The sequence below is a fragment of the Lysinibacillus sp. 1 U-2021 genome, from assembly GCF_029916965.1.
Classification (GTDB): Bacteria; Bacillota; Bacilli; order Bacillales_A; family Planococcaceae; genus Lysinibacillus; species Lysinibacillus capsici.
On record NZ_CP123966.1, the window covers coordinates 4,607,432 to 4,633,755 of the forward strand.

Sequence of the window (26,324 nt, forward strand, 5' to 3'; positions counted from 1 at the left end):
AGATTACTAAAAATAATGCACCAACAGGCTCTATTATGATTAATAATGGGGAAGCATATACAAATTCTACTAATGTTAACTTAACAATGACGGCAACTGATTTAGAAGGAGAAGCGATAGAAATGCGCTTTTCGAATGATGGTACTACTTGGTCCAGTTGGGAGTCAAAAATATCTACGAAAAGTTGGACTTTATCCTATGGAGAAGGTAGTAAAACAGTTTATATGCAACTAAGGGATACTGCTGGCAATATATCAAATACATTTTCAGATACAATTGTTCTAGATACAACACCACCAGTCATAATAGGGGTTACAAATAACGGTGTTTATAACACGGATGTAACGATTAGTTTTAGTGAAGGAACTGCTACCCTGAATGGAGCAACCTTTTCAAGTGGAGCCACTGTAAGTACATCTGGAAATTATACTTTGGTAGTAACAGATAGTGCAAGGAATACCACAACCATTTCATTTGTGATTGATAAAGCTCTGCCAAAAGCTGTAGAGGTAAAGATCAAATCGAATAATCTGGATCCTACAAAGGCTAAAGTAGGAGATACGATCACCTTAACAATGAAAACAAATAAAGATATACAAGCACCTATAATTACCATTTTGGGGAAAGCTGCTATTGTAACAGGAGCATCCACAAACTGGCAGGCAACATATGTTATAGTCAATGGTGATTTAGAGGGAACAGCACCTATTACAATTAACTTTAAAGATCTGTTAGGTAATTCGGCAATAGAGGTAACGGACGTAACTGATGGAAGCTATGTCATTGTCGATAGCGTAAAGCCAACAGTAAAAAAGGTGACAATGGCTTCAAATAATGCTAATCCAACAGTTGCTAAGGTAGACGATGTAATCACAATCGACTTTGAGACAAGTGAGGACATTCAATCACCGAATGTATCAATCCTAGGACAAACAGCAAATGTAAATGATAAAGGTGATGGGGATGCTAAAACATGGCAAGCAAGCTATACGTTAAAGTCCATAGACTTAGAGGGACCTATCAGTTTTACAATTGATTTTCAAGATATTGCAGGGAATGAGGGCTTACAGGTAACCGAGATTTCATCAGGGACAATTGTGATATTTGATAAAATTTCTCCTGAAATAACAACCTATTTCCCAGCGCATCAGGCAATTGCTGTACAGCCTGCAGATAATCTTGTATTAACATTTGATGAAAGGGTCTTACCTGTAACTAGTAAAAATATTGTCATAAGAAATGCTACAGACAACCAAATTGTCGAAACAATTGCTGTTACACAAGCAAATGTTTCTGTTACTAATGAAACTGTGACAGTAAATCCTACATTGGATTTATCCCATAACACCACTTACAGCATTCAAATTGACGCAGGTGCATTTACGGATGTAGCAGGTAATGCGTATAAAGGTATTACTAATAATACTTCCTGGAATTTTACGACTAGTGCACTGCAAATATATACGGTTACGTATGACAGTAACGGGGCTGATGGGGGGATAGTACCAATAGATTCAAAGCAGTATAAACATCAGGACCCTATCACAATACTGGGTAATACAGGTAATTTAATAAAAGCAGGCTATACATTTGTCGGATGGAATACGAAGGCTGATGGAAAAGGTGCTACTTATAAAATTGGGCAAACGATTCAAATGGGGAAAGGGAATTTGATCTTGTATGCTTTGTGGTCTAAAAACAATGTACCAGGAGATGGAGGATCATCAACACCTGATCCTGTTGCAACGGTTACGTATGACAGTAACGGGGCTGATGGGGGGATAGTACCAACAGATTCAAAGGAGTATAAACATCAGGACCCTATCATAATACTGGGTAATACAGGTAATTTAATAAAAGCGAGATTTCCCATTACGCAAGTAAGTAAGATCCCTCAAAGACGATGAGGTAGATAGGTTCGAGGTGGAAGTGTGGTGACACATGGAGCTGACGAATACTAATCGATCGAGGACTTAACCAAAAACGTTTGAAACATTCAATGTGCCGTTTATCCAGTTTTGAAAGAGCAAATCTTTCTAAAAAGAGAGCTTCTAGATACACCAATAATCCGTGTATGGAAGGTCGATCATAGTCTAGTGATGATGGCAAAGAGGTCACACCCGTTCCCATACCGAACACGGAAGTTAAGCTCTTTAGCGCCTATGGTAGTTGGGGGCTTCCCCCTGTGAGAGTAGGACGTCGCTAGGCAAAAAAAGACCAGAGAATTTATTCTCTGGTCTTTTTTGTTGTGCTCAGTCTAAAGTAGGCTATCCCCCGAAAAGGACAGTCCTATATACTTAAAACTCAAGAGCACTCCGAAGATCATTTAGGTAAGATTGACTCACTGGTAACTCACTTCCATCAATTAAAGTGACAATAAAATTTGACGTTAAATCACGTGCCATTTTTTTTATGAAATGTATATTTACAATGTAAGATCTATGGATACGAATAAAATATGATGGTAATCGTAATTGAAGTTCTTTCAGTGTAATACTCGTTTTATACTGATCACCCTCTACATAAAACCATGTTTTTTTCTGTAGGCTTTCAATATGAGATATTTTATTAATTGCTACAGGATTCCATTCCTCCTCTTGCTTTCCGGTTAAAAATTGAAATGGTTCTGCTCTTTTTGTTGTAAATGATGACGGTAGGACAATGACAAGAGCAGCAGGCTTATTTTGAATGTATATGGGATAACCAATGCCGTAATAAGGCGTATCGAATAGGGAATTATCTAAAATAGCATCTGTTTTTTTATGAGTCTGTAACACTTGGTCCGCAATACTCCCAGGTAATACTTGTTGACCTACCTCTAAATGAATACTGTGGTGACCAGAGTGAAAATAAATATAAGCATTTTCAACAGCAATCGCAATGGATGAATCAGCAGGTATCCAGTCTTTCAACATAAAAATATATTGTTGTGAAATATCTTTTACGAAAGAATTTAACTCATTATTCATTGTGAATATCCCCCTTGTTTGTAAACAGTCTTCCAAATTTCATCGTCAAAAAAGGTAGTTTTATCCTTAAAATTTGATCTTTTATCGAAAAATAATGAAAATTCAAATAGTCTGTTATATATTAATTTACAACAAATAAACCTGTTATGGAACAGATAATTAAAAGTTTTTTAACAGAGTATATTGTACACAAAGGGGAAGGTGGAATTTCAATATGTCAACTCGTCAAGAAAGAATCGAAGCTTTAGAAAAACATTGGGCTGAAAACCCACGTTGGGCTGGTATTGAACGCACATATTCAGCTGAAGAGGTTGTTAAATTACAGGGGACAGTAGTAATTGAACAAACACTAGCACAAAAAGGTGCTACTCGACTTTGGAATTCATTACATGAGGAACCTTTTATCAATGCATTGGGGGCATTAACGGGGAATCAGGCAGTACAACAAGTAAAAGCTGGATTAAAGGCTATCTATCTATCAGGCTGGCAAGTAGCTGCTGATGCAAACCTGTCTGGTCAAATGTATCCTGACCAATCATTATATCCAGCTAACTCTGTACCAGCAGTAGTAAAACGAATTAATCAAGCGCTTCAACGTGCAGATCAAATTGATCATGCTGAAGGACGTGTTGATCAATTTGATTGGTTCGCGCCAATCGTAGCAGACGCAGAAGCAGGTTTTGGTGGGCCTCTAAACGTATTCGAGCTTGTAAAAGGTATGATTGAAGCAGGAGCAGCGGGTGTTCACTTAGAAGATCAATTAGCATCTGAAAAGAAATGTGGACACCTTGGAGGTAAAGTATTACTTCCAACACAAAATGCTGTTCGTAACTTAGTAGCTGCACGTTTAGCAACAGATGTTATGGGTGTAGATACAATTTTAATTGCACGTACAGATGCTGATGCTGCTGATATGGTTACATCAGATATTGATCCACGTGATGCAGAGTTCATCACAGGTGAACGCACACCTGAAGGCTTCTTCCGTACAAAAGCTGGAATCAAACAAGCAATTGCTCGTGGTTTAGCTTATGCTCCATATGCAGATTTAATTTGGTGTGAAACTTCTAAACCATCACTTGAAGAAGCTAGAGAATTTGCTGAAGCTATTCATGCTGAGTTCCCAGGTAAAATGCTTGCATACAACTGCTCACCTTCATTCAACTGGAAGGCAAATCTTTCAGAAGAAGAAATTGCAGAGTATCAACGCGAACTTGGTAAATTAGGCTATAAATTCCAATTCGTTACTTTAGCAGGTTTCCATGCGCTTAACCACTCTATGTTTGAGCTTGCTCATGACTATAAAGATAATGGTATGGCTGCATATTCTAAGCTACAGCAAGCAGAATTTGCTTCTGAGTCTAAAGGCTATACAGCTACACGTCACCAACGCGAAGTAGGTACTGGATACTTTGATGAAATCTCTCAAGTTATCTCTGGTGGTACTTCTTCTACAACAGCAATGGCAGGTTCTACTGAAACAGAACAGTTTGTATAAGTCGTAGTTTAAATACGTGTTTTCCTAAATTCATAATCATAGAATAGTCTCCTCCGCTCCTCCTAAAGCGGAGGATGACGAAACTAAAATGGCAAAGGTGGGTAAACAGCTAATGGAACAAGCAACGACAGGTAAGCTTAAAATTGTTGGAGAACAAAACGAGCAAACTAATGAAATTTTGACACCTGAAGCTCTTGAATTTGTTCTTGCCCTGCACGAAAAATTTGATGCTCGCCGCAAGGAGCTGTTGGAGGCTCGACAAGAACGCCAAAAACGACTTGATGCGGGAGAGAAGCTGGATTTCCTACCAGAGACAAAGCATATTCGTGAAGGTGATTGGGTAATCGCACCACTTCCAAACGACCTGCAAGATCGCCGTGTTGAAATTACAGGGCCAGTTGATCGGAAAATGGTTATTAATGCGTTAAATTCTGGAGCAAAAATGTTCATGGCATGCTTTGAGGATGCATCTTCTCCGACATGGGAAAATATGATTGGCGGTCAAATTAATATGCGTGATGCTATTAATAAGACGATTGAATTTACACAAGCATCCAATGGTAAAACATATAAATTAAATGATGAGACAGCAGTGCTGTTAGTTCGTCCACGAGGTCTACACTTGCTTGAGAAGCATGTCCTGGTGGATGGAGAGCCGATTTCAGGCAGTTTCTTTGACTTCGGTTTATATCTATTCCACAATGCCAAAAACGCACTTGCACAAGGTACAGGGCCATATTTCTATCTACCAAAGCTTGAAAGTCATTTAGAGGCTCGACTATGGAATGATGTCTTTGTGTTTGCTCAAGATTATATTGGTATTCCACAGGGGACAATAAAAGCTACTGTATTAATCGAAACAATTTTAGCTGCTTTTGAGATGGATGAAATTTTATATGAGCTACGTGAACATTCAGCTGGTTTGAATTGTGGCCGTTGGGATTATATTTTCAGCTACATTAAGCGTCTACGCAATCAAGCGGATGTTATTTTGCCAGACCGTGGGCAAGTAACGATGACGGTACCTTTCATGAAAGCCTATACATCTTTATGTATTCAAACATGTCACAAGCGAAATGCACCAGCAATGGGCGGAATGGCAGCTCAAATTCCAGTTAAAAATGATGATGAGGCGAATGCAGTCGCATTTGCAAAGGTGGCAGAAGATAAACGTCGTGAGGCAACAGAGGGGCATGACGGTACATGGGTAGCACATCCTGGTATGGTTGCAACAGCGATGGAGCAATTTGATGCTATTATGATAACGCCTAACCAAATTCATAAAAAGCGTGAGGATGTACAAGTATCTGCCGAAGATTTAGTAGCTGTACCAGAAGGAACAATTACAATTGAAGGACTACGCATTAACTGTAGTGTTGGTGTACAATATATTGCTTCATGGCTTCGAGGTAACGGAGCGGCACCAATTAATAACTTGATGGAGGATGCTGCAACAGCAGAAATCTCTCGTACACAAGTATGGCAATGGATCCGTCATCCGAAAGGAATCTTAGATGATGGACGTGGTATTACATTAGCATTTGTTTTAGAAATATTGGAAGAAGAACTTGTGAAAATTAAAGAGGCTGTTGGGGAACAAGCTTATAACAGTGGTCGCTATGAAGAAGCTGCTGAACTGTTTAAATCCTTAATTGAACAAGATGAATTTGCGGAATTCTTGACACTTCCAGGGTATGAAAAATTAGCATAAAATATAAGTCTACTATCCAACATATCAAACTTTCCCAATAACTATAAATGGGTTGCCCTCGGGTACAATCCAGCCTATTCCACTAACATAACGTGACGGGGTCTGTTCCCCCGTTTAAAGAGATGAGCACGATTGATTTAAAAGGGGTCTATAAATAAAAGTTAAGAGATTTTAAGGGATAAAGATGTCTTACTAGCTTAGATGGGGAGCAGTAAGGCATCTTTTATATAGTACATCCGCGTAACTGTTTTTTTAGTTACGCGGTTTTTCTATGCTAATTTACTATGGCTAGTACAAAGCCGTCATACCCTTTGACACCAACTGTTTGTATAGCTGTTGCTTCAATTCTCGGGTTTGCTTTTATTAAATCCATAAATTCTTGTACGCCTGTAACACGTTCAACCTCACTATTTTCATTAATTACCTCACCATTACGTACAACATTATCTGCAATAATAAGAGCGCCAGAGTTTGCTAATTTTAACGCCCACCTCAAGTAAGCGGGGTTATTCAACTAACGAAGAAATTTAGTTGAATATGTAACTTTTAGTAGATGGTGGGTGTCTATATAAAAGAGGTGGGTAAATTGAAAATAAAAAAATTATTCTATGGTTTGATCGCATTAGCTTTATTCATGATTACAGGATGCAATATTCAAGGGGGAACTACAACAGTATCAATTGACAGTATAGATGCCGAAGAAGCTTTAACATTAGATTCTGATGCTGATGAATACGTCGGATTAATTTGTACAGTAACTTTTTTCGGAGGTGTTTCTTTCAATGCATTTGCCCACTCAGTCTCCATATTGAACCATTCACCACCAGAACGGTTAATTTGGCTATTTTGTGGAACTAGGTTATCGATATCCTTTGGCCCTTTAAACTGTGCTCCTATTAAGTGTCCACCGTCGTCATCAGGTAATCTATCTTTTCCTCCCACAGTTCTCTGTGCGTATGCGTTTCGTTCTGCAGTGCCTAGAATAAGCGTTCCTTCACATTCAGTAATACGTCCATTGTTATCCGTACGGTAAGTATAACCATCTGGAGATTTGTATTCTACATTTGGTTTTAAAACTTTTTTTCTACCACTCTTCGTAAAATGATCACCATAATCCACTTTTTCGTGAGACGGTCCAACTTTTCCCTTAGTTGCTTCAGCAGGCTTTTTATTCGAGCCATTTTGTGGTGGTTGGGAATTAGATGGCTTCGGACTCGAGGAGGACGTATTTTTTCCAACCGATCCTGTATCCGAAATCCGTCCAACGTTCGCACCTGCCAACTCCATCTGCGGGGCTCCTAGCTGACGCAGCTGTTGTTTGACTTCGTCTACTCTGGCTTGGATCTGGGTTTTTACATTTGAGACTTGCTTGTTGACTTTTTCTTTTACATTGCCTAAAAGACCTTTATTCGCCTTTTGAGCACTTTCACTGATACCCTTCGCTGCCTTCGCACCTTTATTGACCCATTTACCAGCTGTTGCCGCATTACCCACTACTGGAATCATAGCGCCAAAGGAGAGGGCCGCATTGACCTTGTCACCTCTTGCCGCATAAATAATACCATTTACGCCATCCGCTACTTCTCCTACAACGGGGACCATCCCGACTATATCTAAGCCCGTTTGGAGCGTATTTAACAGAATTTTAGGTTTTACAGCATTTTACACAGCTTTGGTCGTTGCTTGTGCAGCTTTTTTCATCGCTGGTAGTACTTGTTTTTTGACGACCTGCTTCGTCTGTTGGACAGCGGCCTTTACCTGTTGCTTGGCCTTCGAAACAGCGGCCTTTGTTTTTTTCACAACCTTTTTCGTGGTCAGAACAGCTTTTTTAATTGCCTTTTTCGCCCGTTTAACCAATTTACTCTTGGATAAACTATTTTTTAGCTTCCGTGCCTTGGTAAAGAATTTAAACTTTTCTTATACCCTTTTCAATTAATATAAGAATAGCCCTAAACCCTTGTGGGTTTAGGGCTAGAACTAACCTTTACTAATCAATGCTTTTAGAAATTTAACTTAGATAAGACACTTTTAATTCGTTCCGATAACTTTTCTTGTTCTTCTTCTGTAAGTTGTTCATCAGTTATATCAGCAATCCTAAACGATTCCAATTCAAGTTTTAGCTCGTTAATACCAAGTACATCCTTTATTTGATGATTATATATACTTTCCGCTAGTGTTGTGTAAATAATAAATTTTTCACTATTAGTATTTTTACAATCTCTATCAAATCGTTGTAATACATTTGAAATAATTGCTTCTAACCTTTCGCTTTCTTTTATAAAATCGTCAATGAATTTCTGAACTTCTTCGCTTAGTTCATTATAATACCAACAAACTATTGGGTAATAATTTAATGGCTTTTTTTTCAACTCTTGTAAAACATAATCTCTTCGATTTTTTAAACTGTTTAACTGTTCAATTGTTAAACTATTTTCTTGTTTAATTGCTTTGAAATCAAGTTCCTTTAGTGATTGTTCAATATAATTCATGAAAGAATGTGAAATCTTTTCATGAGTTAACGCTATTTCTGAAAATATTATACAAAACATTGCTTTATCTGTTTCACTTTTTTTGGCTAACATGTCATATTCATTAAATGTTCTTGCAATCGCCTCTCCTTTACTCATTTTTTCCCCAACTAAATCATTATAATCTTCTAAAATATATTCTTCATATTCTTCATAACTATAAACCATAAGAACCCTCCTGATTATTTTGGTAATATACTATTATCATTATTATGAATTACTTCAATTTTAATATTTGGATACTTCTCATCAAATTGTTGAATTATAAGATTACAACTATCACATGTATCTTTTTCTGTAAATAACCTTATTGTCCCTTTAACCTCATTATTATTTCCAATTTTCTCTGCTAAATCGTTTAAAATTTTATATTCAGTATCTCCATCTCTTAAAAAGCTTTGTCCTGCTTTATTAGGTGCTTCAGTAGCCTGAAATATTGGATTTTGTGGTTTAAAAGAAAATTTTTCTGTTCCAGGAATTTTTTTTGAGGCATCATGAATTCCACTGTGGGCATAGAAATCTTTTTTATCAATTCCGGAAACATCTACTTCTGCGTATGCAAAATTACCCTGTTCTTTATATTTCTTAGATAATTGCCCTCTCGCTGTTGCAACTTTTTCAATAATATGTTTGTCTATAACAGGATCGATTTGCTTAGTCGGAAATCTATCCATATTATTTGTATTATTTTTCAAATTATTCTTAGGGATACTAATAGAAGGACTGTATGAAAATCCACTAGTTGTTTTTGTACTTGACGCACCTTTAACCCCTAACATTGACGTGGCTACGCCAAAACTATCTAACCAATGTTCTTTCGATAACGGGTCTTTCGGATTCACCGCACCTTGGACCATCCCCGTGAAACCAAATGTTGCATAATTGAAAAAATCAGAAGGTGAATCGAGCATCTTATCTGCTCTACCTTTGGCTCCAGACCAAATACCATCTACTGCACCTAGAGTTAGATAATTTACAAAATCATATGGAGAATCGAGTGCTTTATCTGCTCTTTTGTCCAGACCACTTTTGAAATCTTTGCCGATTTCTTTGCAGCTATTAAGTGACTTGACAACTGGTTTTTTGATGTCCTTTATCACCGCTTTTGCAGCTGAATTCGTTTTGATGGCTAGTTCCTTCGTTGTTTGTTTTACTTCCTTTACCGCTTGCTTTGTCTGGTTATAAACGGCTTTCGTTTTGTTTACTGCTTGTTTATAGGTTTTCTTACCCGCTAGGACAGCTCTTTTTACTACTTTCTTAAATTGCTTCGCTATTTTACTTTTGCTTAGTTTATTATAGAGCTTCCGTGCCTTGGTAAAGAATTTACCCCACTTCTTCTTTTTCTTCTTGCGTTTTTTCTTTTTCTTCCTTTTATTGGACTTCCGTTGTTTTTTCTTCGTGGCGCTTTTCTTTTTAGAGGATTTCTTAGCGCTCTTTCCTTTCGCCCCTCCGCTCTTTATCGCTGCGCCGTACAAGAAGGTAATTCTCTGAGCTTCTATTATTGAAGTTGACAACAATGCAAAAATAAAAAGCTCATATCCACTATTAAAATGGATGTATGAGCTTTTTAAAAGAAGCTATTAAACTTATAATTCTTTAAATATTTATTTTGTCTAAACTAGGAGTATAAAAGCGTTAATTTAACAAATCAACTTAAATACTACTCTTTATCTAGAATTCCTGCAAAATTATGGATTATTATAAATATACTTTCTAAGGTACTCATACTCTTCGAATCTAAAATCAAAAGAAAAGGAGAACTATATACTACTCTCTTTAACTTCAAATCTCTTCATTCTCTCTATTAAATCTATATCTAGTTTATCTTTGTTATTGCTTACATATTTATACTCAAAATACTTAATTCTTGCTGCTGGGCCAAATTCACTTTTTTGCCAATTTATATAATCAAAATGGACATTTAATTTACCTTTATCATTAAGTAATAATGTCACTGAAAACCAAAGTTCTTGGTCGTTATTAATAAACACATCTTGAAGTTTAACAATTAGTTCAAATAACTTATGCAGCTCTTTATTATAAACCCTTTTATCTACACCATATATTCTTGGAATAAAATGTGAAAATAAGTAGTTCTCTTCATTATCTTTAGGTCTAAAAAAGAAAAAAACTCCTCCGTCCTTATCCTTAACTTCACCATTAAAATAGAAGTTACTCCATTCAACAGGTATGATATCGTTAACCTGCTGTGCTATTTCTTTATATATTTTATTCAATTCTATTTCAAAACTCATCTATTTCATCCACCTTTTTTATTTGCGATTTCACGAATTACTGGAAAGTCCCCTTCAATTTCGTATTCAACTATAAATGAATCTGGTCGCATTGAATTCCCCGAATACGTCGGATTAATTTGTACAGTAACTTTTTTCGGAGGTGTTTCTTTCAATGCATTTGCCCACTCAGTCTCCATATTGAACCATTCACCACCAGAACGGTTAATTTGGCTATTTTGTGGAACTAGGTTATCGATATCCAATTTATAAAAAAAGCCGAAAAGAAGGGTCTCTTTTTGGCTTTTCCGTCTGTACAGAAATCAAAGGACTATTAGGAATCCCTGCTTAAATAAGAATCATCTTGAAAAACTAATGACCTTTTTGAGACTTTGCAACAGAACCATTTTTAGTTAGTCGTTCAACATTCTTTTCTAAACGATCTTCAAATTGCTTTTCGGTGAAGTCAGTAATATTCGCCATGTTAAGCCACTTTCTCTTTTGTCAAAATTTGTTTTGAATATTGATTCATTGACCGCCAATACTCATGAATAGCTTGTAATTCTTCAAATGGTTGTTGAAATAAATCAACTTCTTGTGCCACTTCTAATTGATTTAAAAGATTCACTTCTAGTAAACGAGTATTTTTAGTATCTAGTTCATGGTTCAAAACATAGTTTAATACTCGATTATAAACGCTTGCCGATAATTCGTTAATGATCTCTATTTCAAATGTTTTTTCATACGTAACTGCCATTTCATTTTCACTCCTTTTTAAAGTTTATCAGGTAAATATTTCCGTATATATTCTTCTAAGGCTTGATCCATAACTTCTTTTACGTTTCCGCCATTTTTTGCTGTTTCAATTTTTATAATATGGTGTAAGTCAGCACGAACACGAACCGTCTTATCTCCCATTATATCTTTTTTTGCACTGATTGGTGTATCATTTCGTTTTGCTTTTTGTGCGCCTAAATTTCCCACAATCACTCACTTCTTTCTATTTCTTCTTATTCTTATTTTATCATCAACAATCACAAATCACAAGTGATTTGTGATTAATCACTTGTGATTTGTGATTCTATTCTTTTTCGTTTTCTAATTGAATAATTCGCTCAAGCATTTCAAAAAATACGTTCTCATACATGGATAAAACTTTTTTGTCATAGCCTTTGTGTTCTGTAATTCCATTTTTAGACCAGGTACTTACTTTATTACTTCGCTTGATAATATTTTGGAAAACCAAGTTATCTTCTTTATGTTGCTTGTACAGTTCTTCCAGGTTTGATTTTATCGTTGCGCTGTCCGTATCAACTAAATAAGGAACAAAACCGATCATATCTAGTCCAGGGTTAAATTGTTCTTGTAAATCAATCAAATAGGAAATATAGTTTTGAATGTTGTTTGTACTTTCTTCTTCTGCTTGTAAAGGGATCATAACGTAATCACTCGCCACGATTGCATTATTTGTATAAACGCTTGGCGTTGGTACAGTATCAATAATAATGAGATCATAGTCACTTTTTAAAGGTGCTAAAAGAGTAGCAAGCAATCTACTTTCATTTTCAAAAGTCCATGAGCGAGTTAATTTTGGCAGTAACATCAAATCAAACGTGCCAGGGATCAAGTCTAAATTATCAGTCAAATGAACAATAGAAGAAGCCAAGTTTCCATTTTTCAAGCCTTCATAAAAATTGACACGTGGCAATTCTACCTCAAAAGTTTTTGCTAAGTCTTTTGTCAATGTTGCCTGTAAGTCCTTATCGATCATTAAAACTTTTAAATTCAATTTGTCTGTCAAGTAAGCAAACATAGTCGATAATTTGGACTTTCCAACACCACCTTTAAAGTAATTATTCAAGATAATAATTGCTTCATTTTTATTGTTTAAAATACGTCTTAATTCTTCAAGTATTTTTAGTTTTTCCTTCTCCATAACTACGCCCCATTCTTTTTTTGTATAGTAATATTGTATCATTAAGAATCACAAATCACAAGTGATTTGTGATTAATCACTTGTGATTTGTGATAAGTGATTTGTGATTAATATATAAAAGCCCTCTTTAAAGGGCTTTTATGTTTATTTTGAAAAAGAGATAAAATCAATATATCCCTTTTCCCCAATTTTTACAACGGCATTGTAGGGCTTTTTCTCTTTGTTTTTGATTCCTTTTACCAGGGTTTCTTTTCCCTCCAGTAATTCTTTTACATTCGTTTTGGTTAGTTTTTTCTTTCTAAAATGTTCAGCTAAAGTAAACTTACATTCAGGATAATTTGAACAACCATAAAACGATTTTTTTAATACAATATTGTTGCCACACTTAGGACATTTTCCTACAATACTTTTTTCTGCTTCTTTTTCTTTCTGTTCCTGGTAATCAGAAAAATTTAGTTTTTCTATATCGTTAGGTACAGCTTCCAGTAAATGAACAATGAATTTTTTGATATTCGTAATAAAGTTCTCTTGATTGCCTTCTCTTTTACCGATTTTTTTTAAATACGTTTCCCATTTAGCCGTCATTTCAGCACTCGTTAAAAGGTGCTGACTTTCAACTGCCTGGCACAATAATTTTCCTTTTTCAGTTACAACAAGCTTATTCTTAATCACTTGGATATATTCTTTTTGTTTTAACGCTTCAATAATACTTGCTCTTGTCGCTTCTGTTCCAATCCCCTCAACTTCTTGTAAAATCTTGATTGCTTCTTCATCATCAACCGTTTTATTCGCCGTTTTCATAGCAGTTAATAATGTACCCTCTGTAAAAGCTTTTGGCGGTTGCGTTTCTTTTTCAACACTCTTAACACCAACTTCGGCACGTTCGCCAATGATAACGAGTGGTAACGTTTGAACGTCCTCTTTTTCTTCTTTGGTTTGTTGTTTGAAAAGAATTTTCCACCCTTCTTGCTTTGGTGTCTTTCCGATCGATTGAAACAGCAAATCAGCTACTTTCGTTTGTATCTTGGTTTCTTCATACAAGTAATCAGGTAAAAACATGGCAACGGTCGTTTTAACGACTAAAGCATAAATTTTTCGTTGTAAATCGTCCATTTTCGCTAATGCAGATTCGGTAGGTACTTGTTTTGTTGGGATAATGGCGTGGTGTTCCTGTACCTTACTACCGTCCACATAACGCTTTCTAGGCTCTGTTTGAACCATTTCAAGATCAAGTCCTAAAAAACCGCTATATTTGCCAAAATTCGCTTTTAAATAAGCAAATTCGTTCTCTGTAATAAATGGTGTATCTGTTCTTGGATAACTCAATAATTTTGCTTCATACAGTCCTTGCATAGCTTTCTTGATTTCAGTACAGACCGAAAACCCGAAGAGAGTGCCTTCTTTTCGGGTTTTCTTATATAATCCTCGAATGGCTTCCATGCCTTTAATCGTGGTAGAGGCAGTGCGTAAACTTCGATAGAATTTATTGCGTCTCTTTACTGGACGATGGTCTTGTTCAATCAAATTATTCAGGTATTTAATGGTACGATGTTCTGTCCCTTGATAAAAGCCGTATTCTTTTAGTTTCTTAAAGGCACTTGTAATAGAGGGGGCTTTATCTGTGACTACAACCTTCGGTTCATCAAACTGCTTCACTAACCGCTTAAGAAAAGCATAGGCTGCTTGTGTGTCCCGTTTTTTACGTAACCAAATATCCAAGGTTAAACCATCTGCATCGATGGCTCGATACAAATAATGCCATTTTCCTTTAATTTTGATGTACGTTTCATCCATTTTCCATGAATAAAAGGATTTTTTATTTTTCTTTTTCCAAATTTGATAGAGTAGTTTGCCATATTCTTGCACCCAACGATAAATCGTCGTATGAGAAACGTTAATGCCACGATCATATAAGATTTCTTGAACTTCACGATAGCTAAGGTTATAACGAAGATAGTAGCCCACGGCTACAATAATCACATCCTGCTGAAATTGCTTTCCTTTAAAATGATTCATCGTCATTCCTCCTGCTATCTTTTTCTATTATTCTACCTTATTTGATAGTAGATTTAAAACTTTGCAACAGAACCGTTCGTCACATCTTCGATCAATTTCTCTTACGATTTTCTCATCCACATTTCTTATTCTTACTTCCATATTAATTCCTCCAATTTAAAAAGGATAGCGAAAAGGAGCCTATCCTTTTTGCTATCCTACTACCCTCCTTTTACTATCCTTCACTATCCTTTCACTATCCTATTTTTAAATATTTTGTTCCCACATTTATTTTTGAGAAACGTAATAGGCACAGCCTATTGGAACACTTTTTTTAAAAAGTGTTCCCACGTTTCCTTATGCTCTTTACAAATAAAGGCTTTTAGAGACGTTCTGGAATTTTAGATTCCTTGAATTGTTCCCATTCATCAATCAATTGGCTATAAGTAGCCATTAATTTTTTTCTTGCTCTTGTTGCTTTCGAATCAACAAAAAATCAGTTTGATTCGTTAATTCTAAATATTCTGTTCGGTATTCAATGTTCATCGTACCCGTTTTACTACATAGTAACTGATTATGACGTTCTTTCACTTTGAATAACTGCTCCTTCTTTAAGGTTTTTAACTCCATGCCAACTATAAGCACAATCCTGTATAGAGGAATCATTTTCAAACGATTCTCCATAATTATTTATCTTTCATTGGAAGTTCTAAATCACTACTGTTCCAAAAAATGTATGGTTTGTTTTGACGAATATTACTTCCATCTAACCACAATTTTCCGATGCCATATCGTAGGCTTGCTTCGACTTCATAAAAATTGTAGATCTCTTTTCTTCGATCTATTGCTTTCATTTCCTGGCCATTTTTTAAAATAGATCTGATGCCCTTAACAGTAGATTCATGGATACTCGTGTGAACGATATCCGTATTGATCAATTCGTCATATCTTCCAAAATCAACATTGTACTCATAACCAAGAAGTGTCGGAATCAGGTCAATTTCAATTTCTTTTTCAATTGAACGTTTAATAAGTTTCGTGGATACATACCCGACAAAAAAGAGAATAATACCCACTTCAAACAAATACATGTGTCCATTTACAAAGTGAATAAACGTCAATAAAAAATCCTTCACTCCTTTTGTTGTTCTTCCAGATTGTTCAATTTGTTTTATTAAAGTCGCTAGAATTGCATTTACAACAATTAAATCGAATAGGCTTTTGAAAAGTTTTCCTGCTGTTAATTTTTGCCTGGTAAATTGCATGACTAATTGAGTAAAAATAGACAATAGCATGACAAAAATCAACGTCATTAGCACTGTAAAAATGTCTGATGCTGCAATCCTATTGGGATCATTTATCAAGTAATAAGCCGTTCCAAATACTCCAATCGAGTAAACGGTTAAATCAAGAATAAGTCGTGCCCCGTAACTACAAAGTTTTCCTAATGGCCATAATTGCAATACCCAAAATTTCTTTCGTTTGCTATTTCTTTTCAGAGGAAGCCAGGTGTGTTCAATCCAGTCGTCCGATTTCATTTCGATTTCTTCCCTAAATTCTTTCCTTTAACGTTTTCCTTTGCTACTTTAGCAGCGATAGGTTGCTCAATGAACCAATTTTTTAAGTAAATAAAAACTACTACTGGATATACTTCTTCCTTTTTCTTAACTCGTTAGCTATTTTATACTCAATATACTCCTGCTCTAACACACACAAACAATCATATACCTGATCCATAGTCTCCCCAGAAGCTAAGGACAACCCATGAAGAAACTCAATCGGCAAAGAAGCAACTGTTTTTTCCCTGGTAACCCAAGAAGACAAAGTCCCCTGCTTAAAACCATAAAGCTCACAGAACACTTCCACAGATAATCCCAAACGACCAATGATAAACACATTAACAGGATGTGAATAGACATAATTTTTTAACGACATACAACTTCCTCCATGATACATAAGACTGCATACGCAGTTATAAGTATACCACCTACACGTAGCTAGGCAAAGGGAGCAACACCTACAGAAGTATCATAGATATATTGTATAGGGCAATTTGCACCTTTTATTTTTCAACCTGTATCTACTTCAAAAAGATTCACTTCTTTAAGAGGGTTCAAGGGGGTTGATAATTGTCTAAATGTCTCTTCTACTAAGCTCTCGTTGAGTCCAAATACCTCTGTGATCCTTGTTGAATAATCTAGTCTCTTTTCTTTACTTAGTTGAATAACCCTCGCGAACAACGTTTTGACTGAAGCAATGATCATTCCGCCATTTCTTCCTCGTGTTACCTTGTAGAAGACTTTATTCTCCTCTCGTAACTCATTTAAGATCTTATCAAGTGTTCGCTTGGGCATCGTTAGTTGTGAAGCCAATTCTTTTTTTGACAGGTTCAAATAAGGCTCACTAGCAAGACTTTTTTCGCTTAGATAAGCCAATAGATCTTCTTTCCATTCATTTTTATGACTATATTTTCTTTGATCTCGTGGCTTTTTAAATTTCCACCAGCCACGTCGTTGAATGAACAGATCATTATTTTTTAAGGTTGGTGAAACCCATTGCTGGCACAATTCAATAATGAATTCTCTGCTTGCTGCTTGATAATTACCAGAATAAGCACTACGTACAATCTTTACTAATTCTGCTTCAGATAGCGGTTCCTGTAACCGTTCGTTGAATGTGAACATATTGTATTCGCAAGTATCCAATGCATAACCTGAAGAGTAATAAGCTAAAGAAAGCGTGAAAATCACATTATTTCGACCAAGACGTCCTTCTCCGCCGACGATGTTTGCTTTATGAAGTAACATATCGAACCACGGTTCATCTACTTGACGAATTTCTTTTTTCTCAGGAAAGACAATTAGTTTTCGTTCTCGATCTTCTTTTGTTTTTTGATCTGATTCAAGCTTCATCGACCATTGAATCCAGTCAGCAAAAGAATACTGATAGTTCATTTCTTTAAAAACAATATTATTTTCTTGTGGGAATCGAGCAATTCCGAAGTGGTTACATCCTAGATCCACTCCGGACAATTTTTCAGCCAACTGTAGACGAATTGTTTTTGAAATTTTTTTTGCTACATCGATCACCTTGAAATTGCTTTTCTTTGTGACATAGCCTGGTGTCTTTAGTACAAAATAAACTTGATAACCATGATCTGATTCTAAAATTAGCGTTGGCATGTAGCCCACTTGATCTAAACAGGCTAAAATAATTTCGCCTTGATGGTTCTCTTTTGAATCGATATCAACTACAAATGTGTTGATTTGACTTAAGTTTTTCTCAGAATGACCTTTAACCACTGTTCGATAATCATCCGCATAAGTACCAAAGCGATAGGTATTAGGTGTCCAATGCGTTAGTTTCTTTTCGTTCTCTAAAATAGCTTCTTCCGAAGTAATGACCATACCACGCCCAACATTCATTAATTGCTTGCTACGGTACGCAAAGATAGCACCACTCCTACTGGAATCAATATGACCTGCAGGTTTCATGGTGCTGTTTCGATATTTGTATGTACGTAAGCCGTTTTTAAGAATAGCTGAATAAATTTCGCTCAACATCGATTGTAACGTCCTTTCTCAAACAAAAAGAGAACACAGTTTAGCTTTAATCTCAGCCATAGTATGTGTTCTCTCTTCAGTGTTTAAGAATATTTAATTTAAGTACACTAAATAAACTTTCTTCTGTTGAGTTGCTCGCCTTTTTTTGGTAGAATAAAGGCAATCGGAAAAGGTATCCGATCAACTTTTAATATAAGTAGTTGGTAGCTACTTACATATTCTTGAGACGAGCGTGAACACATGTCCTAACCATGTGATTCAGAAATAATTGATTCTGCTAAAATCAATTATTTCCGTCTCTTTTTTTTTATGTAATTTTTCTGTTTAAAGAGTACCACTGCTTTTGCTACTTTGTAAATAGTGAATTATCTGTGGTTTCTATAGAATTAAGTTTACCTCTTTTCACTCTAAATTGTCAACGCAAAACGCACAAATATATTTTGACATTTTGAATATATCTGATATACTGAATATAGCAAATATATTTAGTATATCCACTATATTCCTTATAAAGTCTGAATTCTTATCAATTTGGAGTATATTAGATATATCGAATATATTAAGTATATGAAGTATACTAAATATATTTAGTATATGAAGTATACTAAATATATTTAGTATAGGAAATTGGAGGGAACTATGGAAAACTTACGGACTGCATTTAAAACATCAGATAAACTAGGAAAAGTTGTAATGCTTACAGGTAGAAAAGGCGGCATTGGTAAGACTACAGACAATGATTTATTAGCGATTGTTTCTAGTCAACTTTTTGAAAAAGACGTGTTGCTAATTGATTATGACCAACAAAGAAATACTACTTCCAACATTGGATCAACGTATCAAATTACTAGCTTTGATCGATCCATGTCTGCAGCAATCAAAAAAGGGGACTGGGTTTCAGGTATTACTCAAGTAAGTCCACATTTATATATTATGGCTGGCTCTCCTGGATCTGAAGAACTTAATGAATACTTGTCCGAAAAATATCCTGATCGTCGTAAGAGATCATTGGCCTTCATTAAACCTTTAGAAGAATTGAGAAAAAATTTCGATTATATCTTTATCGACTGCCCACCATCAACAGATAATGTGGTTCGTGCATTCTTAACTGCTGCAGATTATATTATTGCAATGCAAGAATTAAAACGGTACGCAATGGAAGGAACAGAAGATTTTATTAATAAAGTTTTAGTTCCGATTGTCACGAATTTTGAAGAGTCTCATCTTCAAATCATTGGAATTTTGCCTGTTCTTTTCTCAGTGCGACGTTCCTCTCAACACGCAAACTATCAAAAAACAATTGATAAGTATGGTGAATCAAACATTTTTAAAAGCATTGTTAAAGGCTCGGATCGGTTAGAAATGTATGGTGAGAATGGTATCCAATTAAATGATTATGTAGATCGAAGATGGTGGGCTATTTTTGCAGACATCTTTACAGAATTAGAAGAAAGAATTGAATACTATGAACAACATGGTGATATTGAAGGATTTGATTATACACCTAAATATGCTGACTCAATGGCCAATCATATCCTACCTCTTGGAAAGGAGATTAAACTAAATGGCATTATTACCAACGAACAAAGATAAGAAGAAAATTGGTGCTGAAGATATTTCAATTAAAGATGATATTAATGTCGAGTTAGGGGAACGAAAGTACACTGCGAAAGAAAGAAAACCAGTTCAAGTAGATCCTCCCGTACTAAAAACCATTCGGGATCTTAGTTATGCAAAAGATATTCCTATGTATGAAATAGTCAAACTTGCAATGGACGCCTATGTTGATACTTTAAACGACGAGGAACGGATTATATATAATAGACGATCAAAAGATTAATCCTAATCCTTCAAAATATGTGTATTGTTTGGGGGTATACAACATTCACAAATTTTATTGTTTCTAGTTTTTACTATACTAAATATGGTTCTGTTGCAAAGTTTTAAATCTACTATCAAATAAGGTAGAATAATAGAAAAAGATAGCAGGAGGAATGACGATGAATCATTTTAAAGGAAAGCAATTTCAGCAGGATGTGATTATTGTAGCCGTGGGCTACTATCTACCGTAAGCCGCTATCGCGCGAGGAGATTTTGAGGATGGTTGAGAGGGTTGCAGGGTAGTAGATAAGTTTTAGATAACAAAAAACCCATTTATGTAAACGGGTTAATGAAAACAATAAGTTAGATTAAAAACAATAAGTTATGTTGGTGGTCAGTGGTGGTTATTACGGGGTAATGCCAACCGCTGCCGCCACTTTGTCGCCACTTGGCAGCGTTGCCAGAGGGTTGAAACGGAGCGCCGTTTCCAGATGATCCGGTGCCAGATGTGCGTAACGCATAGTCATTTTTATATCGTGGTGTCCGAGAATTTTTTGTAAGGCTAGAATGTTTCCACCCGACATCATGAAGTGCGCCGCAAACGTATGGCGCAGAACGTGTGTGAGTTGACCGCGAGGGAGCACGATAGACGTTTTTTCCATCACGGATAAAAATTGAAAATAGCAGTCTGTAAAGAAATTGAACCCATCAAGCGCCATGATCTCTTCGTAAAGCTCTTTACTTATAGGGATGCTTCTGTTTTTCTTCCCCTTCGTTCTGACAAAGGTAATTCGGTATTTGGTCACCTGTGAGCGGGTAAGATTTACGGCTTCACGCCAGCGTGCGCCTGTGCTTAAGCATATCTTAACTACCAGTGCCAGAATTGGGTCCTGACGTTTGCAATCAGCCAGCAATTCAACAATCTGCTCATGGGTAAGCCATGCCATCTCTTTTTCTGCGATGGTGAATTTTCGCATGTTCTCCAGTGGGTTCGGATACGACCATTCGCCCAGACGGGATAGTTCGCTAAAAACACTACTTAGATAGCTTTGCTCCAGGTTAATGGTGACCGGGCTTGCTCCTTTCTTCCATTTCTCGCTGAAGTAGATCTCGCCTGTCAGGCGTTTATCTCGATAGTGGGCAAACATTTTAGAGGTGAGATCGGTTGCAAGAGGATTGCCCAGAGCGTCAACCATCAACAGCAATTTGTCATAGACATGCTGCCCAGCTGTCAGAGATTTACCATGTAGTTTGAACCATAGCTCAACCACGTCTTTCAGTGTTCGACGATCCACTGATTCACCCAGCCAGGGCTTTGCTTCGGTTTCTTCCATCGTGTGGCGCTCAAAAGCCAGAGCTTCGCCTTTGGTGGCGAATTGTTTACGCACCCGACGCCCACTACGTCCGGCGGGGTAACATTCGCAAAGCCATTTTCCTGTGGTGAGTTTTCGTACTGCCATAATAAAGCCCTCATATCAGAGGGCTAAATTTAACTGTATGTTTGACCAGTGGTCAATGTATGGTTTAGTTTATTCAAACAATGCTTTTAATCAAATGATGTGGCCAGTTCAATTAATTCAATGTAATTATGTAAGGCATAAAAAGATGTATTCAGTCCATTCTCTATAAGGGCTCCTTGCAAATACTTTATAGCTGTATCACCATCAATAGGGCCTTGTTGAGATTTAATCATTAGTGAATTTTGCCCATTGTTTTTTATACTTGATTTAAGTATGTTTATATTATTGATAAAATACAATGCAACATCTAAGTAATTTATTAATGTTAAATTTATTTTGGGCTCGATCTGTGAGATGAATAATCTACTGCTCGCCGTTGTATAGATATAATTGACACCTATTCTTTGCTGATTTGTATCAAGATTTAATTCAAGGATGGCTTGAGAAACACCTTTTAAATTGGAGCTTTGCTTTATCGAATCAGTGAAACGTTGTGCTGCATTTCTTCGACCAATTAGTCCATCTATAATTTGACGATCCTTATCATATATAATCATTAGCGAAATTATAAAAATATAATCTACTTTCTTTTTGACTAAATCAGATTTAAGAATGTCTATTAACCTTTCAGTATTTCGGATTGAGTCTCTTAGATTTAACCCAAATGCTTCAAATACGTTGGAAATATTTATTGAAAAGTCTTCTAATGTTGCGGTTAGTGGGTATGTTTTTGATGTGATATTTTCAAACTCGGTACCAATATAATCACCAACAACACCATTAATTAAATCTTTAAGTTCAGGTTGTTTTAAAGTAAATCTTCTATGAAAAAAACGGCCTAAATAGTCATTTGCGGAAAAATCATTACCGTAAACATTCTTGATTGAATGTTGTAATTGATCTGTGTCAGTAGCAATAATAAAGACAAAATTTTTAATGTCGAATATATGTTTAACAATCTCTAAAAGAGAAATTGCATAATCTGGCCTGCATCTGTCTAATTCATCTATAAAGATAAATATAGGACATGAAAAACTATTTTCATATGCCAACCTAGACCATAACGTAAGTTCTTTTTTTAATACCTTAATGCTCTTCAGTTTTTCCTGGTGTTCCTTCAGCATTATTAATGAGGCTTCTTTGGCTATATCACCTACGTTATCTACTCCTGCATAAGTCTTGATTAGGCCAGATATGATTTCAGGTAGAACACCTTTTGTAAAGCGTCCGATAGCATGGCCGCTTTGTATCAATCGAGCATCAAGTTTTCCTGCATATGTTTGCAATTGTTGTGACAAAGAAGAAAAAAGGGTTAAAAATGCATCATCAGAAAAGTCTTGCTTCCAGGCATCAATGTAAACGCATGGGTGTGCATCTTTTATTGAGTTATAAAATCTCTTTATGAAAAAACTTTTACCAGCTCCCCATTCTGCATTAAGGTTGATTACCGTGTTGTTCTTTTGCCCCTTTTCCTTAAGATAAAAATATAGATATTCTGCATAGTGTCTCCGATTAAGTTTGTCTTTGGAAAGAATTTCCTCTTCGTCGTCTAATATAAAGGTAGTTTCTTCATCCCAGTTCCAATTACAATCACCACATTTCACTATGAAGTCTCCATGAAAAATTTACTTAATGTAAACAACTTATAATAACTTTTGCAATAAACTCAATGTCTGTAAGCGAACATTCAAAAGAGTGATTTTTGGATGAAATATAAACTCGTCCTTTAGGTAGTCGAGTTATCATTCTAAATGAATTCTCTCCATCAATATTTACTAGCCACTTACCATCATGTACATCTTTAAAACCCATTTCACATATTAATTCAGAGTCTTCGGTAGATACTACGAATGCATTTTTTAAATTGGAAGGTAGAAAACATGGGTCAAATAAATATGAGCCATCATTTATTAACTTGCCATTGATTAATACTTTTTTCACTAATGTTAAAGTATCTTTATTTTTTGCGTTTTTCATTTCTCCTGTACCAAATGAAATCCATTCAATAGAATGGCCCGTTTCTATTGCACACTGCAAAACCCAGTCTGCAGGAAAAATGTCACGCATGTATCGTGTGGCTAATGTGCTTTTTGAAATACCTAGGTGATCAGCTAATGCTTGGCGCGTTTTGTAACCGTAAGCCTCGACAATTCGTTCTATTGTTGCCTTACCCCCTCGGTTAAAATTCATGAGTTTTTCATTATCGAACTTTATAGTGGGAATGTATACTTCATTGCAAAGGCCATTAACGGCATGTTTTTCAGAATATTGCTCTGATGAAGGAGCAGTATCTGAACCAAGAACTAACCATTCAATTGATGCTCCTGTTTCTATGGAACATATAACAACCCAATCTGCAGGAAAGGTATTACGTGCATATCTGTTGGCCATAGTACTTTGGGAAATACCTAGATGATTACATAATGCCTGTCGTGACTTGAAGCCATAGGCTAGGAGTATACGCTCAATAACTTTTTGCCCTCCACGATTCTGCATAACTATTGCTTTCAGATCGTTTTTGATATGGCTAAATTTTAATTTTTGAGTTGACATATTTTTTACACCACAACAAATGCTTTACCAAGCATAAAAACATTCCTATGTTACTCAAAGTACTTAACTGTTATGGTTATAATTTTTCCAATAATTTCGATTTCTTCTTTTTTACATTCGAAAGCCCTATTTCCACCTTCAACTAAGATTCTTCCACCAGGTAAACGAGTGATATCGCGGATTGTTACTTCGGCATCAATACTTATTACCCATTTGCCGTCACGAATATCGTTAAACTCTTTATCGCAAATAAAAACGGAATTGTTATCGGTGATTACAAACGGATTTTTGAGCGTAGATGGTAGAAATTCTTTATCGAAAATATAAAAACCATCTTCCTGCAAGGTTCCATCAGATAATACATATTTAACGACTTCCATAGTATTTGTATTACCTGAAGTTTGCTTTGAACCATGTCCGGTCGTGAGCCAGTTAAGCGAGGCGCCCGTTTCAAGTGCGCACTGGATTACCCATTCAGCAGGGAATGAGTCACGCATATAGCGTGTGGCGAGAGTACTTTTAGAGATTCCTAAGTGATCGCACAACGCCTGTCGAGTCTTGAAGCCATATGCTTCTACCATGCGCTCTATAGCGCCTCGTCCGCCTTTCTCCAAATTCATGGTCACTCCAAGTGAACTTTTGTCTTGACGATTTCATTATGCGATCGTATGTTTATGATGTTCACAAAATACAAACGATCCGTATTCGTCCTGATTAATCAACATTAAACGAGGAATGTTGCATCATGAAACATAACATTTCAATCACTCTTACCACGCCTCATGTGACTATTGAACGTTATAGCGAGCTGACAGGGCTATCCATCGATACTATCAATGACATGTTGGCTGACGGACGCCTTATCCGTCACCGTTTGCGCAAAGATAAAAAACGCGAAAAAGTGATGATCAACATAGCAGCCATGACCGTTGATGCGCTTTCAGAATGCAATCTAAACCTTAATTAGTTCGATTCTGAAATACATCAGAGGCATGTCCACAGGGAGAAATGGGTCTCCAAGGAGTAGCAGGAGTAACGGGAGCAACGGGTCCACAGGGAGAAATGGGTCTCCAAGGAGTAGCAGGAGTAACTGGAGCAACAGGTCCACAGGGAGAAATGGGTCTCCAAGGAGTAGCAGGAGTAGCAGGAGTAACTGGAGCAACAGGTCCACAGGGAGAAATGGGTCCCCAAGGAGTAGCAGGAGTAACGGGTCCACAGGGAATAATAGGGGCCACTGGACTTCGAGGACTTGCGGGAATAACAGGAGCAACAGGAGAACGGGGACTAGCAGGAATCACAGGGGCAACAGGAGCCCAAGGCGTAGCAGGAAATACAGGAGCAACTGGTTCACAGGGAATAACAGGGGCAACAGGAGCCCAAGGCGTAACAGGAAGTACAGGAGCAACTGGTTCACAGGGAATAACAGGGGCAACAGGAGCCCAAGGCGTAACGGGAAGCACAGGAGCAACTGGTTCACAGGGGATAACAGGGGCAACAGGAGCCCAAGGCGTAGCAGGAAGTACAGGAGCAACTGGTTCACAGGGAATAACAGGGGCGACAGGAGTCCAAGGCGTAACAGGAAGCACAGGAGCGACTGGCGCAAGAGGGACTACTGGTGTTACTGGAACAACAGGTCCAAGTGGTTCAGGTTTGATGGAAGTTTTCCTCTCTACAGATCAATCAGTTGGTAATAATGATTTTCTTGGTACTGGTAATTCGTCAGCTTCATTCGTGAGAAGTTCAATTGTGATTCCTGAAAATGCTACAATTAGAAGCTTAACATTGAATATTCGCGACCATGCTCTCATCGCAGGTCAAACCGCTTCAGCACAAATATTTATCAGCACAAATTGCGGATTTACTAGCGTTGCTACAGGTATCATTGCGAGCGTATCAGGACCAAATTCATCTACAACACCCAATTGTTGTGCAAAAGTGATTGCAAATTACCCAGTTAATAGTTGTACACTTCTCTCTGTACAAGTAAGTACAACGGGAGGAGCATTTTCAAACGGTGTTTCAGCAACGATACTTTTTAATACAGTTTAATTACGCG

The 26,324-nt window shown here is 36.6% G+C and carries 25 protein-coding genes, 1 rRNA gene, 4 pseudogenes and 1 other annotated feature; of the genes and pseudogenes, 8 read left to right on the plus strand and 22 right to left on the minus strand.

The window, feature by feature from the left end; genetic code table 11:
* Positions 1 to 775: 775 nt before the first annotated feature.
* Positions 776 to 901: a hypothetical protein gene (locus QH639_RS24495; RefSeq protein ID WP_281115376.1), complete on the minus strand. Its 126-nt coding sequence runs from the start codon at positions 899 to 901 to the stop codon at positions 776 to 778.
* A gap of 196 nt (positions 902 to 1,097) precedes the next feature.
* Here QH639_RS24495 and QH639_RS24500 point away from each other — a divergent pair.
* A pseudogene (locus QH639_RS24500) lies at positions 1,098 to 1,691 on the plus strand (Ig-like domain-containing protein); the annotation flags it as partial.
* A gap of 152 nt (positions 1,692 to 1,843) precedes the next feature.
* Positions 1,844 to 1,969 (plus strand) — a sequence feature (23S ribosomal RNA rRNA prediction is too short).
* Between the two features lie 123 nt (positions 1,970 to 2,092).
* Positions 2,093 to 2,208: ribosomal RNA gene (gene rrf / locus QH639_RS24505) — 5S ribosomal RNA — on the plus strand.
* A gap of 89 nt (positions 2,209 to 2,297) precedes the next feature.
* On the opposite strand, the gene QH639_RS24510 is transcribed toward rrf, so the two are convergent.
* Entirely contained in the window at positions 2,298 to 2,969 is a 672-nt protein-coding gene (locus tag QH639_RS24510) for a LytTR family DNA-binding domain-containing protein (RefSeq protein ID WP_281115377.1), read from the minus strand.
* A gap of 214 nt (positions 2,970 to 3,183) precedes the next feature.
* Between QH639_RS24510 and aceA the strand changes: the two genes are divergently transcribed.
* Both aceA and aceB read left to right on the plus strand, forming a co-directional pair.
* Complete coding sequence (gene aceA, locus QH639_RS24515; protein WP_131522757.1) at positions 3,184 to 4,467, plus strand: isocitrate lyase; 1,284 nt, start codon at positions 3,184 to 3,186, stop codon at positions 4,465 to 4,467.
* 112 nt (positions 4,468 to 4,579) lie between these two features.
* The gene (aceB, locus tag QH639_RS24520) at positions 4,580 to 6,178 is read left to right on the plus strand and encodes a malate synthase A (protein ID WP_131522758.1); all 1,599 of its coding nucleotides are present in this window, start codon (positions 4,580 to 4,582) and stop codon (positions 6,176 to 6,178) included.
* Positions 6,179 to 6,452: 274 nt separating this feature from the next.
* On the opposite strand, the pseudogene QH639_RS24525 reads toward aceB, so the two are convergent.
* The 16 genes and pseudogenes from QH639_RS24525 to QH639_RS24605 all read right to left on the minus strand — a co-directional run.
* Positions 6,453 to 6,689 (minus strand): annotated as a pseudogene (locus tag QH639_RS24525) (O-methyltransferase); the annotation flags it as partial.
* 143 nt (positions 6,690 to 6,832) lie between these two features.
* A complete protein-coding gene (locus QH639_RS24530) occupies positions 6,833 to 7,780 on the minus strand; it encodes a DNA/RNA non-specific endonuclease (RefSeq protein ID WP_281115378.1) in 948 nt (315 codons plus the stop codon).
* Positions 7,781 to 7,840: 60 nt separating this feature from the next.
* Positions 7,841 to 8,035: a hypothetical protein gene (locus QH639_RS24535; protein ID WP_281115379.1), complete on the minus strand. Its 195-nt coding sequence runs from the start codon at positions 8,033 to 8,035 to the stop codon at positions 7,841 to 7,843.
* 143 nt (positions 8,036 to 8,178) lie between these two features.
* Positions 8,179 to 8,874 (minus strand): Imm3 family immunity protein, encoded by a 696-nt coding sequence (locus QH639_RS24540; protein ID WP_259420528.1) that lies wholly within the window; start codon positions 8,872 to 8,874, stop codon positions 8,179 to 8,181.
* 14 nt (positions 8,875 to 8,888) lie between these two features.
* Positions 8,889 to 10,181 carry a deaminase domain-containing protein gene (locus QH639_RS24545; RefSeq protein WP_259420530.1) on the minus strand — a complete coding sequence of 431 codons (1,293 nt, stop codon included), beginning with the start codon at positions 10,179 to 10,181 and terminating at the stop codon, positions 8,889 to 8,891.
* Positions 10,182 to 10,466: 285 nt separating this feature from the next.
* Positions 10,467 to 10,961, minus strand: a complete 495-nt coding sequence (locus QH639_RS24550; RefSeq protein ID WP_259420533.1) for an antitoxin YezG family protein — start codon at positions 10,959 to 10,961, stop codon at positions 10,467 to 10,469.
* A gap of 5 nt (positions 10,962 to 10,966) precedes the next feature.
* A pseudogene (locus QH639_RS24555) lies at positions 10,967 to 11,203 on the minus strand (DNA/RNA non-specific endonuclease); the annotation flags it as partial.
* A gap of 221 nt (positions 11,204 to 11,424) precedes the next feature.
* Positions 11,425 to 11,697: an antitoxin gene (locus QH639_RS24565; RefSeq protein WP_002326825.1), complete on the minus strand. Its 273-nt coding sequence runs from the start codon at positions 11,695 to 11,697 to the stop codon at positions 11,425 to 11,427.
* A gap of 17 nt (positions 11,698 to 11,714) precedes the next feature.
* Positions 11,715 to 11,924 carry a peptide-binding protein gene (locus QH639_RS24570; RefSeq protein WP_000527318.1) on the minus strand — a complete coding sequence of 70 codons (210 nt, stop codon included), beginning with the start codon at positions 11,922 to 11,924 and terminating at the stop codon, positions 11,715 to 11,717.
* 97 nt (positions 11,925 to 12,021) lie between these two features.
* A complete protein-coding gene (locus QH639_RS24575; protein ID WP_032458614.1) occupies positions 12,022 to 12,876 on the minus strand; it encodes a ParA family protein in 855 nt (284 codons plus the stop codon).
* Positions 12,877 to 13,020: 144 nt separating this feature from the next.
* Positions 13,021 to 13,428 carry a topoisomerase C-terminal repeat-containing protein gene (locus tag QH639_RS24580; protein WP_281116227.1) on the minus strand — a complete coding sequence of 136 codons (408 nt, stop codon included), beginning with the start codon at positions 13,426 to 13,428 and terminating at the stop codon, positions 13,021 to 13,023.
* A pseudogene (locus QH639_RS24585) lies at positions 13,405 to 14,892 on the minus strand (IS6 family transposase); the annotation flags it as partial. The pseudogene QH639_RS24585 and the gene QH639_RS24580, both read right to left, overlap by 24 nt.
* A 432-nt stretch (positions 14,893 to 15,324) precedes the next feature.
* A complete protein-coding gene (locus QH639_RS24590) occupies positions 15,325 to 15,555 on the minus strand; it encodes a hypothetical protein (protein ID WP_002322134.1) in 231 nt (76 codons plus the stop codon).
* Between the two features lie 2 nt (positions 15,556 to 15,557).
* A complete protein-coding gene (locus QH639_RS24595; protein WP_002287227.1) occupies positions 15,558 to 16,409 on the minus strand; it encodes a hypothetical protein in 852 nt (283 codons plus the stop codon).
* Positions 16,410 to 16,509: 100 nt separating this feature from the next.
* Complete coding sequence (locus QH639_RS24600) at positions 16,510 to 16,806, minus strand: replication control protein PrgN (RefSeq protein ID WP_000053907.1); 297 nt, start codon at positions 16,804 to 16,806, stop codon at positions 16,510 to 16,512.
* Between the two features lie 134 nt (positions 16,807 to 16,940).
* A complete protein-coding gene (locus QH639_RS24605; protein WP_000947691.1) occupies positions 16,941 to 18,434 on the minus strand; it encodes a primase C-terminal domain-containing protein in 1,494 nt (497 codons plus the stop codon).
* Positions 18,435 to 19,073: 639 nt separating this feature from the next.
* Between QH639_RS24605 and QH639_RS24610 the strand changes: the two genes are divergently transcribed.
* Positions 19,074 to 20,027 carry a ParA family protein gene (locus QH639_RS24610; RefSeq protein WP_000429439.1) on the plus strand — a complete coding sequence of 318 codons (954 nt, stop codon included), beginning with the start codon at positions 19,074 to 19,076 and terminating at the stop codon, positions 20,025 to 20,027.
* Entirely contained in the window at positions 19,999 to 20,274 is a 276-nt protein-coding gene (gene prgO, locus QH639_RS24615; protein ID WP_001196543.1) for a DNA segregation protein PrgO, read from the plus strand. The genes QH639_RS24610 and prgO overlap by 29 nt, the downstream gene beginning before the upstream one ends.
* 388 nt (positions 20,275 to 20,662) lie before the next feature.
* Here the strand turns inward: prgO and QH639_RS24620 are convergent, their stop codons facing one another.
* From QH639_RS24620 to QH639_RS24635, 4 genes are all read right to left on the minus strand, one after another.
* A complete protein-coding gene (locus tag QH639_RS24620) occupies positions 20,663 to 21,715 on the minus strand; it encodes a phage integrase (protein WP_000290937.1) in 1,053 nt (350 codons plus the stop codon).
* Between the two features lie 86 nt (positions 21,716 to 21,801).
* Positions 21,802 to 23,319 carry a KAP family P-loop NTPase fold protein gene (locus QH639_RS24625; RefSeq protein ID WP_060588797.1) on the minus strand — a complete coding sequence of 506 codons (1,518 nt, stop codon included), beginning with the start codon at positions 23,317 to 23,319 and terminating at the stop codon, positions 21,802 to 21,804.
* 25 nt (positions 23,320 to 23,344) lie between these two features.
* Entirely contained in the window at positions 23,345 to 24,268 is a 924-nt protein-coding gene (locus QH639_RS24630; RefSeq protein ID WP_060588798.1) for a phage repressor protein CI, read from the minus strand.
* Between the two features lie 50 nt (positions 24,269 to 24,318).
* Entirely contained in the window at positions 24,319 to 24,882 is a 564-nt protein-coding gene (locus tag QH639_RS24635) for a phage repressor protein CI (protein ID WP_281115380.1), read from the minus strand.
* Between the two features lie 131 nt (positions 24,883 to 25,013).
* Here QH639_RS24635 and QH639_RS24640 point away from each other — a divergent pair, with 131 nt between their 5' ends.
* Both QH639_RS24640 and QH639_RS24645 read left to right on the plus strand, forming a co-directional pair.
* Complete coding sequence (locus QH639_RS24640) at positions 25,014 to 25,235, plus strand: hypothetical protein (RefSeq protein WP_032209914.1); 222 nt, start codon at positions 25,014 to 25,016, stop codon at positions 25,233 to 25,235.
* A gap of 41 nt (positions 25,236 to 25,276) precedes the next feature.
* The gene (locus QH639_RS24645) at positions 25,277 to 26,317 is read left to right on the plus strand and encodes a collagen-like domain-containing protein (RefSeq protein ID WP_281115381.1); all 1,041 of its coding nucleotides are present in this window, start codon (positions 25,277 to 25,279) and stop codon (positions 26,315 to 26,317) included.
* The last annotated feature ends 7 nt before the right edge of the window (positions 26,318 to 26,324 follow it).